General features: G+C 39.9%; 13 protein-coding genes. 5 read left to right on the top strand and 8 right to left on the bottom strand.

The window, feature by feature from the left end:
* Positions 1-58: 58 nt before the first annotated feature.
* The 3 genes from fabG to phaQ form a co-directional block, all read right to left on the bottom strand.
* The gene (gene fabG / locus HNR53_RS02545; protein WP_184522424.1) at positions 59-799 is read right to left on the bottom strand and encodes a 3-oxoacyl-[acyl-carrier-protein] reductase; all 741 of its coding nucleotides are present in this window, start codon (positions 797-799) and stop codon (positions 59-61) included.
* A 406-nt stretch (positions 800-1,205) separates the two neighbouring features.
* The gene (locus HNR53_RS02540) at positions 1,206-1,712 is read right to left on the bottom strand and encodes a hypothetical protein (protein WP_184522423.1); all 507 of its coding nucleotides are present in this window, start codon (positions 1,710-1,712) and stop codon (positions 1,206-1,208) included.
* A 141-nt stretch (positions 1,713-1,853) separates the two neighbouring features.
* Complete coding sequence (gene phaQ / locus HNR53_RS02535; protein ID WP_377802071.1) at positions 1,854-2,282, bottom strand: poly-beta-hydroxybutyrate-responsive repressor; 429 nt, start codon at positions 2,280-2,282, stop codon at positions 1,854-1,856.
* A 347-nt stretch (positions 2,283-2,629) separates the two neighbouring features.
* Here phaQ and HNR53_RS02530 point away from each other — a divergent pair, with 347 nt between their 5' ends.
* A complete protein-coding gene (locus tag HNR53_RS02530) occupies positions 2,630-3,040 on the top strand; it encodes a poly(R)-hydroxyalkanoic acid synthase subunit PhaE (RefSeq protein ID WP_184522419.1) in 411 nt (136 codons plus the stop codon).
* A 47-nt stretch (positions 3,041-3,087) separates the two neighbouring features.
* Positions 3,088-4,176 (top strand): class III poly(R)-hydroxyalkanoic acid synthase subunit PhaC, encoded by a 1,089-nt coding sequence (gene phaC / locus HNR53_RS02525; protein WP_184522416.1) that lies wholly within the window; start codon positions 3,088-3,090, stop codon positions 4,174-4,176.
* A 632-nt stretch (positions 4,177-4,808) separates the two neighbouring features.
* Here phaC and cysI read toward each other — a convergent pair.
* The 4 genes from cysI to HNR53_RS02505 all read right to left on the bottom strand — a co-directional run bounded on the left by cysI (position 4,809) and on the right by HNR53_RS02505 (position 11,572).
* The gene (gene cysI, locus HNR53_RS02520; protein ID WP_184522414.1) at positions 4,809-6,527 is read right to left on the bottom strand and encodes an assimilatory sulfite reductase (NADPH) hemoprotein subunit; all 1,719 of its coding nucleotides are present in this window, start codon (positions 6,525-6,527) and stop codon (positions 4,809-4,811) included.
* Between the two features lie 293 nt (positions 6,528-6,820).
* Positions 6,821-8,695: an assimilatory sulfite reductase (NADPH) flavoprotein subunit gene (locus HNR53_RS02515; protein WP_184522412.1), complete on the bottom strand. Its 1,875-nt coding sequence runs from the start codon at positions 8,693-8,695 to the stop codon at positions 6,821-6,823.
* A gap of 313 nt (positions 8,696-9,008) precedes the next feature.
* Positions 9,009-11,051 carry a molybdopterin oxidoreductase family protein gene (locus HNR53_RS02510; protein WP_184522409.1) on the bottom strand — a complete coding sequence of 681 codons (2,043 nt, stop codon included), beginning with the start codon at positions 11,049-11,051 and terminating at the stop codon, positions 9,009-9,011.
* Positions 11,052-11,209: 158 nt separating this feature from the next.
* A complete protein-coding gene (locus tag HNR53_RS02505; RefSeq protein WP_184522407.1) occupies positions 11,210-11,572 on the bottom strand; it encodes a group I truncated hemoglobin in 363 nt (120 codons plus the stop codon).
* 208 nt (positions 11,573-11,780) lie between these two features.
* Between HNR53_RS02505 and cysK the strand changes: the two genes are divergently transcribed.
* The 3 genes from cysK (at position 11,781) to HNR53_RS02490 (ending at position 13,555) form a co-directional block, all read left to right on the top strand.
* Positions 11,781-12,704 (top strand): cysteine synthase A, encoded by a 924-nt coding sequence (cysK, locus tag HNR53_RS02500; RefSeq protein WP_184522405.1) that lies wholly within the window; start codon positions 11,781-11,783, stop codon positions 12,702-12,704.
* A 126-nt stretch (positions 12,705-12,830) separates the two neighbouring features.
* Positions 12,831-13,280 carry a hypothetical protein gene (locus tag HNR53_RS02495; protein WP_184522403.1) on the top strand — a complete coding sequence of 150 codons (450 nt, stop codon included), beginning with the start codon at positions 12,831-12,833 and terminating at the stop codon, positions 13,278-13,280.
* Positions 13,268-13,555 carry a YxcD family protein gene (locus tag HNR53_RS02490; protein WP_184522401.1) on the top strand — a complete coding sequence of 96 codons (288 nt, stop codon included), beginning with the start codon at positions 13,268-13,270 and terminating at the stop codon, positions 13,553-13,555. The genes HNR53_RS02495 and HNR53_RS02490 overlap by 13 nt, the downstream gene beginning before the upstream one ends.
* Before the next feature lie 54 nt (positions 13,556-13,609).
* Here HNR53_RS02490 and HNR53_RS02485 read toward each other — a convergent pair whose 3' ends face one another.
* Positions 13,610-15,280: a ribonuclease J gene (locus HNR53_RS02485; RefSeq protein ID WP_184522399.1), complete on the bottom strand. Its 1,671-nt coding sequence runs from the start codon at positions 15,278-15,280 to the stop codon at positions 13,610-13,612.
* Positions 15,281-15,287: the final 7 nt, after the last annotated feature.

Below are 15,287 nucleotides of genomic sequence, written 5' to 3'. Positions count from 1 at the left end.
CGACGTTCGCCATAAGGCTATTACCAACATTAAACTTTAACTAAGGCTATCAATAAGACTAAATGACAGCGCCTCCATCAATGCTGATAACAGCACCGGTAATAAAGGAAGCTTCGTCTGAAGCAAGATAGGCGTAGCCATTCGCTATATCCTCAGGACTTCCCATTCTTTTCAGCGGAGATTTATTCTTCATCATCTCCAGTACCTTTTCCGGCATTTTTTGTGTCATCGATGTAGCGATAAAGCCGGGAGCGATGGCATTTACCCGTATGCCGTATTTTCCGAGTTCTCTTGCCCATGTTTTCGTCATTCCATTTATACCAAACTTAGAGGCCGCATAGTTCGTCTGCCCAAAATTTCCGTACAAGCCGACAACAGATGAAGCATTCAGTATGACGCCATTTTTTTGCTCGATCATCACTTTCGCGGCAGACTGTGCTACATTAAAAACCCCCTTGAGATTGACATCAATGACCCGGTCCCATTGTTCCTCGGTCATTTTGATGAGCTGAGCATCTTGTGTAATTCCGGCATTGTTGATGACAGCATCTATGCGTCCGAAATACGCTACCGTATCGTTTATAAATTGGTCCACTTGTTCCCGCTTAGTTACATCAGCATCAAAGCCGATTGCCTCGCAGCCAATTCTTTGCAAGTCTAATACTGTTCGATCGACATCCTCCTTTTTGAGATCTACAATAACGACCTTGGCACCTTCCAAGGCAAATTTTTTCGCCGTGACTTCACCAATTCCACCAGAAGCACCAGTAATAATCGCCACTTTGTCTTTTAATCTCATGTACATTTCACCTCATCAGTTTTTTTCAAAAGGCAATGGAGCAGACATAAGGGAAATTAGCAGGACTAGGCAGCATCTATTGTATTTTTTTCAGCGCTGGAAAATGAATGAATTTAACTATTATTAGAAAGTTTGCTGGAAATAGCGGCGGGAGGAGAATAGAAGTAATGGTTCGTATGATTAGCAGTGTTTAGCGCCTGGGATTACCAAATTAATCAGGAGTATTGTTGCATCCCCTTTCAATCCGAACGAATAAAAGGGGCAGCTTATACAATAAACAGAATAAGGAGGCAAACCTGAAACTCAACCGATATAGATTGATTTCGGGATCATGTATATTACTGTATCCCGAAAAATATCCGCATTAGTTGCTGCAGGCTGCCTCCTTTTCTGTTAAATAAAGGTATTATTTCGCTTGTAGTTCAAATGGTTTGAAGAGTGAAAATTCAGATTGTTTTAGTTGTTCTAAGGATTCTTCGTATACCTTTGTTAACTCTTCACGCGCTTTCTTTTGTTGCTCTAAAGCATCAATATAAGTTTTTTCGAATTGGTCGCGTGAATTTAGTAAAATATCGAAAGATGCTTTCCCTGGAAGAAAGGCGATTGTTTGAGACTTATGTCCGATATCTTCAATTTTATTTAACAGCTCGGAAAAGTTTTGACCGCCAACTTCTTTTTGACCTTTGGCAAGGAATTCTTCCACATTAACTTTCCAGTCTGTTGTCAGCTTTTTAGAATTTTCTTCTAATTGATCGTATTGATCACGTGTTCCTTGAATCCATTCCTTTTGACTTTTGATTACTTGAAGGGATCTTTGCTCGATATCTTCAAGCAGTCTTAATTGGTTTAGCCATCCTTTGAAAAATACATCCACGACATTTGAAGCATTTAAATCTTCTTTTTTCACAGCCATATTACCCTCCAAAAAAAATGTTTTATTTTTCTTTTTCTAAGGTCTGATTTCAGACCTTTATATAAAAACTTAAACATTTGCCAGCCGAAAGGCTTTTGCAAATGTTAAGCTTTTCAAAATAATTTATGCCTGTCTAAGATGTTAACTTTGTTCATCCTTATCTTCTTTCATGGCTGTAAATCCTGCTGTTGTGAAGAATGTACTATACATGTTAAAGAATTGCTGCAGGATTTTTTGATATTGCTCGAGCGAACCTGCCCAAATATCTAAATATTGCTCACCTGCTGAAGTAATTGAATAAATACGTTTAGCCGGTCCTGTTGATGTTGTGTCCCATACAGAACTGACCAACTCATCCTTTTCCAGTTGTCTTAGAATACGATAAAAGTTCCCTTGATCAATGGAATGAAAACCGAACTGAGTTAATTTTTGCATCAACTCATATCCATGAGCATTCCAATTCTTGAGAAGCAATAACAGTACTGGAATAAGTAAATTTTTTGGTGTACTTACTACACTGTCTGTTCCCTTTTTGTCTTGTTTTTCATTTTTAGATACCAATACTATCACCTACAAATATGTGTATGACTGATATATGTAATTTACACCTATATGATAATATTGTCAATAAGTTTAGTTGAAATTATCTAATTATTTAATCTTTCGTACCATTTCAACTGGAATTGACAGCATTTTCTAATCAGGATGAGGATTTCTTGTCAGACCTTTGGGAAATAGATAGGAATTTTACGTTTTTTCTTTTGCCTATTTCTCTCTCATTTCGCTTACTATTAAGTAGTGTGAATGTTTTGGCGGCTGTGTGAAGCATTCTTCATGTACACGCATATCCAGATGCATTCCTTTGTATAGCATCGCCTATTTTTAGAAAACACAATAATTATTAGGAGATGAATTAATTGACACAACAATCATTATTCGATCCATTTGCATTTTGGAAATCCTGGTACGATAGAACAGAAGCCGCTTTAAGCGAAATGATTAATGAACAGCTGGAGAAAGAGTCCTTTGCTCAATGGATGGGACAGTTTCAAAGTGGATTTCTTGCCTATCAACAAATGCTTAATAAAACTTCCGACATCTATTTAAAGCAGTTTAATATTCCTTCCCGTGAAGAAATCTCAAACATTGCCTCTTTAATCATTAATGTTGAGGAAAAATTGGAAAATCTTGACGAAAAGGTGGAGGACGAGCTATTTGAGCATTCTTTAGCAAAGGAAGTCACTCAATTAAAGACAAGCATTTCGAAATTAGAAAAGAAAATGGATCAATTCGTAAACCTCGTGCTCCAAGAAAGAGTACAAAAATAATTTTTCGAAAAAAAGCCGGCACGTCATTAAATAAGGGGGATTGTTGGATGACCTTTACTTCAACAAATGATTTAGAAGGTTTAGTGGAAACGTTACCGGAGAATTATCAAAAGGAAATTAAACGTTATAAAAGAGTCATAAATGTGTTGACGACTGATCCGGAACCGAAAGTAGGTCAGACACCGAAAGAGATAATCTGGACAAAAAATAAGGCAAAACTTTACCGCTACCAGCCAAGCAAGAATAAAACAAATAAAATTCCCATTCTGATGATTTATGCCTTAATCAACAAACCATATATTCTCGACTTAACCCCGGGGAGCAGCCTGATCGAATACTTAACAGACCGGGGCCATGATGTTTATTTACTAGACTGGGGAACTCCAGGTTATGAAGATCGTCATATGAAACTGGATGATTACGTAATGGACTATATCCCCCGTGCTGTAAAAAAAGTGCTGCGTACCTCCAGAGCCAATGAAATTACGATGCTCGGCTATTGTATTGGCGGTACCTTAACGGCCATGTTTGCTGCACTTCATCCACAACTGCCAATTCGTAACATCATCTTTTTAACAACACCTTTCGATTTCTCCAATGCCGGGCTTTATACAAAATGGGTGGATGAACGCTATTTTCAATTAGATCAAATGGTCGATACACTGGGAAATATTCCGCCTGAAACCATTGATTTTGGCAATAAATTATTAAAGCCGCTTGTAAATTATATCGGACCATATGTCACGCTTGCTGACCGCGCTGACAATGAAGATTTTATTAAAAACTGGTCCCTGATGCAAAAGTGGGTGAAAGATGGAGTTCCATTCCCTGGAGAGGCATACAGACAATGGATTGGTGAATTTTATCAAAAAAACAAACTGATAAAGGATGAATTCTATATTCGCGGGATGCAGGTCAAACTAAAGGATATTAAAGCAAATGTGTTAAATATTGCTGCCGATCGAGACCATATCGCAATTCCTGAGCAAACCGAAAAACTGATGGATATTATCTCCAGTAAGGATAAAACGTTTAAATTGATTCCAGCAGGCCATGTTTCCATTTCTGTCGGCAGAAGTGCCAGCAAGTATACTTATCCATTCGTTGAGGAATGGGTAACAGCACACTCGAAATAAGAGCTGTTAAATCGATGGTCTATTTCATGAAAAAAGCGAACAGTATAAACTGTTCGCTTTGTAACTGATAGGTTAGAAACTGAACCGCCATTAATATATTTAAATATTCTGATAATTTATCTTTTAAATATATTGCTACTCAGTTTGTTCGGTTGCTCTTGGTTTAATTGGGACGAGCAGCGACTTTTGAACTGTTGAAATAAGTAAGTTAAATACAAGTTCAATTCAAAGCGGTCTTCCCTGACAAAATGGGTCAATTGAACTCTGTGTTCTTTCATCTTCTCCCCCCTTCATCCACTTCTTTATCCATGCAGCAGCTTTAGAACGAAAATATCAAAATGGTCATCCGCTTATCGCTGAATGACGAATCAAATCGTATTGGCCCCGCCTTCGCCAACTACAATGATGACCACGCGTGTCATCCTCCTGCTTCCATTTTACTTGTAACCGCTTACAGATTCAATGTTTTTCATAACAGATGTTTCGACAGTTCTATAATGAACAGTATAGTTTATAAATGAATTTTGTTGAAAAAAGACTGCACCAAAGGAAAAACGCATGTTTTCCTTTGGAAACAGTCTTTTTGTATATATTTTTATACCTAAGAACAGATAAGCTATTTTATATTCCCATTAATCATGAAAATTTGTACCATCAGTAGTAGCCTTAATAATGCCAGCACGGATAACAAAGTCGCCAAAATGTTCACCATTGTTCCGTTCTTTAGCATAGCGGGAAAGAAGAACACGCAGCTCGCTTAAAATTTCCTCTTCACCAATGTTTTCGCGGTACATTTTGTTTAAGCGGCTGCCATCAAATGCTGCGCCAAGATACATATTATATTTGCCAACTGCTTTACCCATAAAGGCAATTTCACCAAGACCTGGGCGGGCGCACCCATTTGGGCATCCGGTCATACGGATCGTTATTTCTTCATTACGAAGTCCATTTTCATCAATAATGTCCTCAATCTTATCAATCAACTTAGGAAGATAGCGTTCAGATTCAGCCATGGCCAATCCGCATGTTGGCAGAGCAACGCAAGCAATAGAATTGCGGCGCAGCGCTGAATACTGACTGCCGTCTGTTAACCCGTATTGTTGAATTAATTCCTCAATCTGTTTCTTTTTTTGGTTCGATACATTCGCAATAATGACGTTTTGATTCGTTGTCAGGCGAAATTCTCCCTTATGAATCTTCGCAATTTCACGCAGAGCCGTTTTCAGTTTATATCCTTCAAAATCTGCTACTCGTCCATTTTGAATAAAAAGAGTATAATGCCATCTGCCGCGTACTCCTTTGACCCAGCCATAGCGGTCGCCATTTCGATCAAATTGATATGGTTTGGCCTCATCTAATTTCCAGCCCAGGCGGTGTTCCAATTCCTCTTTAACTGTTTCAAGCCCTAAACGGTCAACCGTATATTTAAAACGGGCATTTTTACGGACGGAACGGTTTCCATAATCACGCTGGATGGTAATGGTTTTCTCAGCTACCTCGACGATTTTGTCTGGTGTACAGAAGCCGATCACCTTTGCCAGCTGCGGATAGGTTGCTGTATCACCGTGGGTTGAACCCATTCCTCCGCCGATGCCCACGTTAAAGCCAAGCAGCTTACCATCTTCGATAATGGCAATTAACGCTAAGTCGTTGCTGAATACATCCACATCATTTGTCGGCGGTACGGCAATCGCAATCTTGAACTTACGCGGCAAATAAAGCGGACCGTACATCGGTTCAACTTCTTCCACCTCAGGTGTGCCGGCTACTACTTCTTCATCGAGCCAAACTTGATGATACGCTCTTGTGCGCGGCAATAAATAGTCGCTCAAATATTTAGCATATTCATATACTTCACTATGAATTTCCGATTGATATGGATTCGGAGTACATAGCACGTTACGATTCACATCACCGCAAGCCGCAATGGTATCCAAAAGAGTGGAATGAATTTCCTGAATCGTATTTTTCATGTTCCATTTTAAAATTCCATGCATTTGCCACGTTTGGCGCGTTGTAATTTTTAATGTACCATTCCCGTTTTTGTCAGCAAGCTCATCCAAGACAAGCCATTGTTCAGGTGTCGCTACTCCTCCAGGAAGTCTGACGCGCAGCATGAACTGATATGCCGGTTCAAGCTTTTGCTTTTGCCGCTCATTGCGCAAATCACGGTCATCCTGCAGGTAGCTGCCGTGGTGTTTCATCAGGCGGTTATCATCTTCAGGAATGCCGGCGCTCATGCGGTCAAGCATTACTTCTTTTAATGTACCGCGTAAATATTTACTTCTTTCTTTTATCCCTTCTACATCACTTGGCGGTCCTTCCGGTGCTTTTAAAACTTTACTCACCATGTTGGCATGCTCCTTTCATTAAGAAAAGTGCAAACACTAACTTCTATTGGTTAGTGAAAAGGCTAAGCCTTTTCATTCGATTACACTTTCTTGTTCTTTCAAAATATCAAATCGCCTTGGCGTATTTGCGCCCGATTTTTTTCGAGCTTGCTCGAAAAATTTCCTTTGAAAAATCGAGGCATCCGCCGGAGGCTTTAACTTTATTCAGTCAGGGTTTAAACCCCCACTGAATAGACTAACTTATTGCATTCATCCCACCACTTATAGAAGTGGAGGACTTATGCTGAATAAAGTTAATAAACATCACGTTGATAGCGTTTTTGCTGTTTCAATTCATTCAGATAGGCTGCGGCCTGTTCACGGCTGCTGCCGCTTTCTTTCTCAATAATTTCAACCAATGTATTTTCTACATCACGTGCCATTCTGTCTTTGTCGCCGCAAATAAATAGGACTGCGCCCTCTTCAAGCCATTGATATACTTCCTTGCTGCGCTCCAGTAACCTATGCTGTACATATATTTTTTCCTCAGTGTCACGGGAAAAAGCAACATCCATTCGGGTTAAAACTCCGTCCTTCAGCCATTTTTGCCACTCAGTTTGATATAAGAAGTCCGTAACAAAATGTTGATCACCAAAGAACATCCATGATTTTCCTTGCGCTCCTTGTTCTTCACGTTCCTGCATAAATGAACGGAATGGAGCAACACCCGTACCTGGTCCAATCATGATGATCGGCGTTTCAGGATTTTCCGGCAGCTTAAAGTTTCCATTAGACTGTACAAAGACTGAAATCTTATCGCCCGGCTCTAAGCGCTCAGCTGCATAGCAGGAACAAACGCCCTTGTGTTCTCGTCCGTGTGCTTCGTATCTCACAGCACCGATTGTTACATGCACCTCTTCTGGATTTGCAGCAAAACTGCTTGAAATAGAATATAGTCTTGCCGGGATTTTTCTGAGGATACTAACAAATTGTTGTGCCGTTACATCCCAAGGACCATAATTACGGACTAAATCAAGTAAATCGCGTCCAGCCATATATTCTTTTAGGTTTTCTTTATTTTCGGAGGAAACAAGTTCCTGTAATTCCTTATTTCCTGTTAGATTTGCAGCATTTTGCAGCAATACTTTTGTTAAGGCGGTAATTTCAAAATAAGTTGTAAGAGCTTCTTTTAATGGAAGTACTTCTCCTTCTTGATTCACAGCAACTTTTTCTGACGCGTTAAAATGTAATTCTTGCAGAAGCAGTTCGACAAGTGCCGGATCATTTTCCGGGTAAATACCCAATGCATCACCGGGCTCATAAGTAAATCCGGATCCTTCAAGAGATAATTCCAGGTGGCGTGTTTCTTTATTTGAACCTCGGCCATTTAAATTAAGATTTTCCAAAACCTCTGCTTTAAAAGGATTCTGACGTGAATAGTTTGATGCTTGCGCAGAAATAACAGCTTTCACTTCGCCGGCAGAAGCGGAACTATTTGTTTCATTTTCGCTAAAGAATGCCAATATACCTTCCAGCCACTTATTCGCTTGTTCATCGTAATCCACATCGCAGTCAACACGTGGATATATTGGACTTGCGCCAAGCTCCTGTAAACGTTTATCGAAATCTTTTCCAGTTTGGCAGAATTGATCATAGGATTGATCGCCAAGTGCCAATACAGAGTAATGAAGTTCATCCAGCTTAGGCGCTCTTTTCCCATGAAGAAACTCATGGAAAGAGATAGCATTATCAGGCGGCTCTCCATCACCATGTGTACTTACGACAAGCAAAAGATTTTGCACCTTTTTTAATTGATTTGGTTTGAAATCACTCATCGATGAAACAGTGACTTCAAGTCCCCGTCCTTCTAATGTTTGCCCAACCTTTTTTGCCATTCCCTGGGCATTGCCTGACTGTGACCCATAAAGAATCGTAACTTTATTGGATATGGATGGCAGGGTTTCCTGTTTTTCTAATTCTGTTACTGGAGATTCAATTTTTTCCAATAATTCCAGAGTTGCAGCAGCCTGTGGTACTGACTGAGCCGCATAAGTTTGCGATGCTGACTGCGATGCCGCCAAGAAACCGCATATCCATAATTTCTGGGATTCTGTCAATGTCGGCAGAAGACGATTTAAGAGCTCTGCCTGTTCCTGATTAAACGGACTGTTTAATACCGAAAGTTGCAACGATATCCACCTCACAAAAATATATACTAATCATATGTAGTATCATCTACAATGACCTTTTTCATTAATCATCCAAATGAAATAGATTAGTCGTTTTATTTATCTATTTACAAATAAGATATATGTTATATCAATTAATCTTATAAGTCAAGTGGGTTTTTGAATTACAATACTTGATTGGATGATAAGATTCCTAACCCTTTGCTAATTGAAAATGTATCAAATTAACGACCATAAGTAAAATAAATATTAGTTATTGTTATCATTAGAAATCCTTATACGCAAAATGGAGCAGCCGATGCTGCCCCATACTCTAATCTTTCTCCACATCTACTTTTCCAGAAAAGAAGACCGCACCGCCTCCCATATCCGCTAGGCGATCAGGCGTCAACGTGTTTACCAGCCTGTTTCGGTCATCAGTCCCTTCCCAAAGACCCTGTGTCACCACAACACCTTGCAGAACATTTTCCCCTATTGCTGCCTTCAGCCGGCACTCGCCGCGATGATTCCAAACCCGGACCATGCTTCCGTCTTCAATCCCTTTTTGCACAGCATCCTTTTGATTCATATGAAGGATTGGTTCTTTCTCGTAGGATTGGTGCATTTGGTTATTCGCGAAGGTAGAATTTAAAAAGTGATGATTGGGTGCAGCGACAAACTGAAATGGTCCATCCCCATCATTGACAAGCGGTATATATGTTGGCAGCGGCGGAAGCTTTAACTTCTCCATCTTTTTTGAAAACAACTCGATTTTTCCGCTCTGAGTTTTAAGTCTCCCCGGGAACAATGGCTTGACTTCTGCCTTTATATATTGTTTCTGAACCAGTTCATCATAGCTTATCCCTTTCAGATAGGGATTGCCTGGATAATCAAGCGCTGCTGCAATCATTTCCGCTTCCGTCTCTTGGAATGCCTCCTCTTCAAAGCCCAGCTTCTCTGCCAGTAATTTAAACACCTCAACATTCGATTTAGATTCACCATAATGTTCAATTACAGGCTGCTGGATTTGCATATAATGATGCCAATACGATGCATAAAAATCGGTGTTTTCAAAGGAAGATGCTGCCGGTAAAACAATATCTGCATATTTAGCTGTTTCCGTTAAAAATAGATCATGAACAATCGTAAATAGATCCTCGCGTTCCAGCCCCCTTCTGACCAGACTGCCATTGGGGGCAACAACTGCTGGATTAGAACTATAGACAAACATAGACCTAATTGGCGGATCGATAAAGTTTAACGCCTCACCAATTGCATTCATATTAATCTTGCGTGTTCTCTTATTACGTAATAAATCATGGCGTTGCAGAACTTTTGCGTTGTGGGCTAAATAATCAGAATTACCTTTAATGGCGCCGCCGCCTTTTTTTATCCATTGGCCTGTTAAAGCAGGAAGACAGGCAATGGTACGGACATTCATGCCACCGTTATCATGGTGCTGAATTCCATTTCCAATCCGGATATAGCTGGGCGAAACCGTACCATACAATCTTGCAAGCTTGTAAAGATCTGTTACCGAAACACCGGTTATCTTTGCTACGGTTTTTGGATCGTACTGTTTAACATGCTCTTTTAATTCATTATGACCAACCGTATATTGTTGTAAAAATTCATCATCGGTAAGATTTTCAGCAAATAGAATATGCATGATTCCTAACGCCAGGGCGCTGTCTGTTCCAGGCATAATCGGAATAAACCAATCAGCAAACTTTGCGGTTTGGTTTCTGTGCACATCGATTACGACAATCTTGGCATTGTTTTCTTTCCGTGCCTGCTGGGCGAGGGCAATTTGATGCATATTCGTGCTGACCGCATTAATCCCCCAAAAAATAATCAGCTTTGAGTGAATGGTATCTTCCGGATCGATCCCAAAGCTGCCGCCCATCGTATAATTATAGCCAATCAATCCCGCAACCGAACAGATCGTACGCTCCAGCCTTGATGCGCCTAAACGATGAAAAAAGCGGCGGTCCATCCCTTCTGCATTAAGATATCCCATATTCCCATAAAAACTATACGGAAGGATGCTCTCCGGACCATCCACATCGATGATCTTTTTCCAGCGGGAGGCAATGGTATCCAATGCTTCTTCCCAGCTGATCCGGGTAAAGTTCCCTTCTCCTTTTTTGCCAATCCGTTTTAACGGATACTCCAGACGTTTTTCATCATAGATCCGTTTATGAAAATTGCGCACCTTATTGCAAATCATCCCTTTCGTTACCGGATGATTGGGATCTCCCTCAATTTTGACAATTTTTCCATCCCTTTTATGAAGCAAAAGCCCGCATTGATCCGGGCAGTCGAGGGAACAAACGGAAGGAAATATACCATTTTGCTGCTGAATATATGACTGCATGTATGATCACCTTTAATATTTATTCTCTATTAATGATTATGACATTTCTAGTATAAGGGATCTTATTATTTATGGCTAAAGTTCTGTTTTATTTTCTTATAAAGTTTGATCATAGTCATAAAAAGGAGTCAGCATGATGCCGACTCCTTTTGCCCATCTTATTTATATAAAATATCATCGCGTAATGACGCAACTTTTGTTAACGCTGTATCAATATCTGCCTCTGAGACCCCGAAATGTGCCAGGGCATCATGAAGGTGGTTTACAATTGCTTGAAAATGTTCCGGCTTTAAGTTCATCCCTTCATGCGCCTTTTCCATTGATTTTCCTGAATACTGATTCGGTCCTCCTAAGGCAAAACTGATAAATTTGGCTTGATGCTCCTGCTGCTTTTCCATATCCGTTTGTTGAAAAAAGTGATTAACGGTATCATCCTTTAATACTAATTCATTGTAAAAATAATCCACAACCTTTGCGATGGCCCCTTCTCCGCCAACTTTTTCATATAAATTTTCTGACATGGTTTTTTTCCCTCCTAAATTTATCATCCTGATATATTTTTCCTAATGTATCAAAATCTATACAGCCCTTCTAAATAATGGTATTTGGCGAAAAACACCCTGAAAAGATTAGATAGTTGTTTTATTAGGTTTAGAATTATAAAATAATCTTATTGATCTACTTTGATTTCGAAAGATAACTATTACTACTATAAAGGCAGGCAGTTTTATGAAAATTTACAACTCTATTCTTGATTTAATCGGTCATACTCCGATAGTAAAATTAAACAAATTACCTGACCCAAATGGTGCCAGTGTTTATATGAAACTGGAATCATTTAATCCGGGCGGGAGTGTAAAAGATCGGGCGGCATTGAATATGATTGAGCGGGCGGAGGCTGAAGAAAAGCTTATTCCCGGCAAGAGCACCATCATAGAACCGACATCTGGGAATACAGGGATCGGCATTACAATGGTAAGTGCGGTAAAAGGATATCGCTGCATCATTACCATGCCGGAGAATGCCACGATGGAAAGGATTAAAATTATGAAGGCATATGGTGCAGAGGTGATCCTGACCCCTGCTCATCTGCGTATGCAAGGCGCTATCGATGAGGCCATCCGTTTAGCCGGGGAAATACCAAATAGTTTTATCCCGATGCAATTTGAAAATGCCGCAAATGCTGACGCACACCGCCATACTACTGCAGTCGAAATACTAGAAGCATTTGATGGCAGGTTAGATGCGTTTGTATTAACAGCTGGAACGGGCGGCACCGTAACAGGAACCGGAGAAGAGTTAAAGAAACAGATTCCCAATTTGAAAATTTATGTGGTCGAGCCATATGGTTCACCTGTTTTATCCGGGGGCGAGCCTGGACCGCATAAAATACCCGGAACCGGACCCGGATTTATCCCGAAAATATTAAACCGGGAAATATATGATGAAATTCTGCTCATTAAGGATTCGGACGCACAAACGATGGCATGTAGACTCGCTGCAGCCGAAGGTATTTTCATTGGTGCATCAGGAGCAGCATCAGCCTATTTTGCCTTGGAGACTGCGAAAAAATTACCGTCTTCCGCAAGGGTGCTATGCTTAGCGCCGGATACTGGGGAACGATATCTCTCCTCAGACTTATTTCCAGGCTGAAGAAAAAATGAAACTTTTTACAGTCTTTTTCGTAAATAGATACATGAAGAAAGTTATGTGAAATCAGACTATAGCATAGAGTCGAATCACACACAGTAATGCAAAACAAATACGGAGGGAAATCATTTGAAGAAACTTATTGCAGCCTTATTTTCCGCGGTTCTGATTTTTACACCTGTCGGAAATGTTATTTTCAACGATCATACTACAACAGTTGAAGCGAAAGGATACAAATCGGGAAAGAAAAGTTTTAGTCCGAACAACAATCGATCGAATCCTACAACTAATTTCCAGAAAAAAGATAATACGACTAATTCAACTGTTAATAAATCAACGGTCAATAAAGGCAAAACAGGGGGATTCTTTAGCGGCGGACTTATGAAAGGTCTTATGCTCGGCGGATTAGCTGGACTTCTATTCGGCAGTCTATTTGCCAATATGGGTATATTAGGTTCTGTTCTCGGCTTACTGGTCAATATACTAGGAATTATGATCCTAATCGCCGTCATTCGGAAGATCTTCTCTATTTTCAGGGATAAAAAGAAAAAAGAGGATCCTAATCCATGGAGAAATTAATCCTTTCTGAACAGGATATTATAAATGCACTATGCGTGTATATATCACGAAAGAAACAGATAAAACCAGAGGATGTTGAAATCGAATTGATGTATGATGATGACTATGGATATTCAGCAGAAGCCTACACAGGAGGCCGTAAGCAGGTGCTCATTACAGCAAATATCATTGAAGCTATCCGCTTGTGGCTCGATGAATTTTTATATAGGGATCCCTATGCAGGAATACGATTGATCCTTGATGACGATAAAGGGATTATCGCTGAAATTAATTAATCCAGATAAAAAAACAGCAACGGCACATAGCCGAGCTGTTTTTTTATTTACCAATCATTTTACTTCCATGATAATTGGCAGGATCATTGGTCTGCGTTTTGTTTTTTCATACAAAAATTGATTCAGGCTGTCACGCATATCCTGTTTAATAACGGTCCAATCAAATGTATCTTTTGCTATACTTTGTTCAACGATATCATGTACCCGTTTTGCTGCTTCATCAAGCAGCTTTTCTGATTCACGGACATAGACGAAGCCCCTTGAGATAATCTCTGGTCCCGCTGATATTTTCTTTTCTACACGGTTTAAGGTAACCACAACAATTAGTATCCCATCCTTAGAGAGGAGCTTGCGGTCTCTTAATACAATATTCCCGACATCCCCTATACCGCTGCCATCAATGAGTACATTTCCAGCAGGGACTTTTCCTCCCGCTTGAAAACGATCATTTTTAATTTCAACCACTTCTCCCTTTTCAGGGATATAAATACGGTCATCAGTCAGCCCGCAATCTTTTGCTACTTTTGCATGTGCCTTTAACATCTTATACTCGCCATGAACAGGAATAAAAAATCTCGGATTCATGATATTGATCATAAATTTTAATTCTTCTTGACTGCCATGGCTTGATGTATGGTAGCAATCTTTTCCTGCTAAGACAACTGCTCCGGCACGATACAACATATCGACCGTTCTTGAAATAAACAATTCGTTGCCTCTAATAGCAGGAACTGCAAAAACAACTGTATCTCCTTGTTGAATATTGACATATTTATCCGTCTGCTTTGCCATCTTTTGCAGAGCGTCAATCGGCTCACCTTGGCGTCCTGTTGTTAAAATAACAAGCTCATCATCCGGATAATTTTTAATTTCTGATAACGGGATAATGATTTCATCATGTACGTGGAGATACTCCAGTTTAATGACAATATCAAAAATACGCTGCAGACTTTTTCCTACCAATGCAACCTTCCGTCTGCTTTCATAAGCAGCATCAAAAATATGCTGAATCCGGTTTAAATCAGATGCAAAGCAAGCTGCGATGATCCGCCCCTTTGCATTATAGAAGGCATCGTTCATTTCCCTCGCAACAACTGCTTCAGATGTTGTGTATCCAGGCTTTTCAGCTTCTGTACTATCGGACAGAAGACATAAAACCCCCTGTTCAGCTATTTTAACCATTTTACCAATTTCAGGTTTATATAAATCATCCGCTGCCTGATCAAATTTAAAATCCCCTGTATGTACAATAGCCCCTTCTGAAGTATGCACGCAAATCGCAACTGAATCAGGTACACTGTGATTGGTTTTAAAAAAGCTGACCGTAGCTGTGTCAAATTCAAGAACCGTATCAGAATTCACTTCTACAAATCTTGCTCTACCCGAATAATCCTGTGATTTCATCTTCACTTTTGTTAATTCAATCGTCAATCTTGTTGCATAGACGGGGACATCAATCTGGCGCAGAACATATGATAACGCTCCAATATGGTCCTCATGACCATGTGTTAAAAATATTCCTTTCACTCTGTGCTGATTTTGGATTAAATAACTGATATCCGGAATGACGATATCAATTCCGAGCATTTCGTTTTCTGGGAACATTAAACCAGCATCAATGACAAAAATATCCTCATCCACTTCTACTAAGTACATATTTTTGCCGAGTTCCCCAACTCCCCCTATCGCAATAAGTTTAATACTATTATTTTCTATTCTATTCAAGTCCAAT

Source organism: Bacillus benzoevorans (assembly GCF_014207535.1).
Classification (GTDB): Bacteria; Bacillota; Bacilli; order Bacillales; family Cytobacillaceae; genus Bacillus_BD; species Bacillus_BD benzoevorans.
Note: the sequence above shows the minus strand (reverse complement) of the source record. Positions and strands in the feature narration are given on the sequence as shown.

Coding starts and splice junctions, on each gene's coding strand:
- fabG (WP_184522424.1), bottom strand. CDS start 799: ATGAGATTAAAAGACAAAGTGGCGATTATTACTGGTGCTTCTGGTGGA.
- HNR53_RS02540 (WP_184522423.1), bottom strand. CDS start 1,712: ATGGCTGTGAAAAAAGAAGATTTAAATGCTTCAAATGTCGTGGATGTA.
- phaC (WP_184522416.1), top strand. CDS start 3,088: ATGACCTTTACTTCAACAAATGATTTAGAAGGTTTAGTGGAAACGTTA.
- cysI (WP_184522414.1), bottom strand. CDS start 6,527: ATGGTGAGTAAAGTTTTAAAAGCACCGGAAGGACCGCCAAGTGATGTA.
- HNR53_RS02510 (WP_184522409.1), bottom strand. CDS start 11,051: ATGCAGTCATATATTCAGCAGCAAAATGGTATATTTCCTTCCGTTTGT.
- HNR53_RS02505 (WP_184522407.1), bottom strand. CDS start 11,572: ATGTCAGAAAATTTATATGAAAAAGTTGGCGGAGAAGGGGCCATCGCA.
- cysK (WP_184522405.1), top strand. CDS start 11,781: ATGAAAATTTACAACTCTATTCTTGATTTAATCGGTCATACTCCGATA.
- HNR53_RS02490 (WP_184522401.1), top strand. CDS start 13,268: ATGGAGAAATTAATCCTTTCTGAACAGGATATTATAAATGCACTATGC.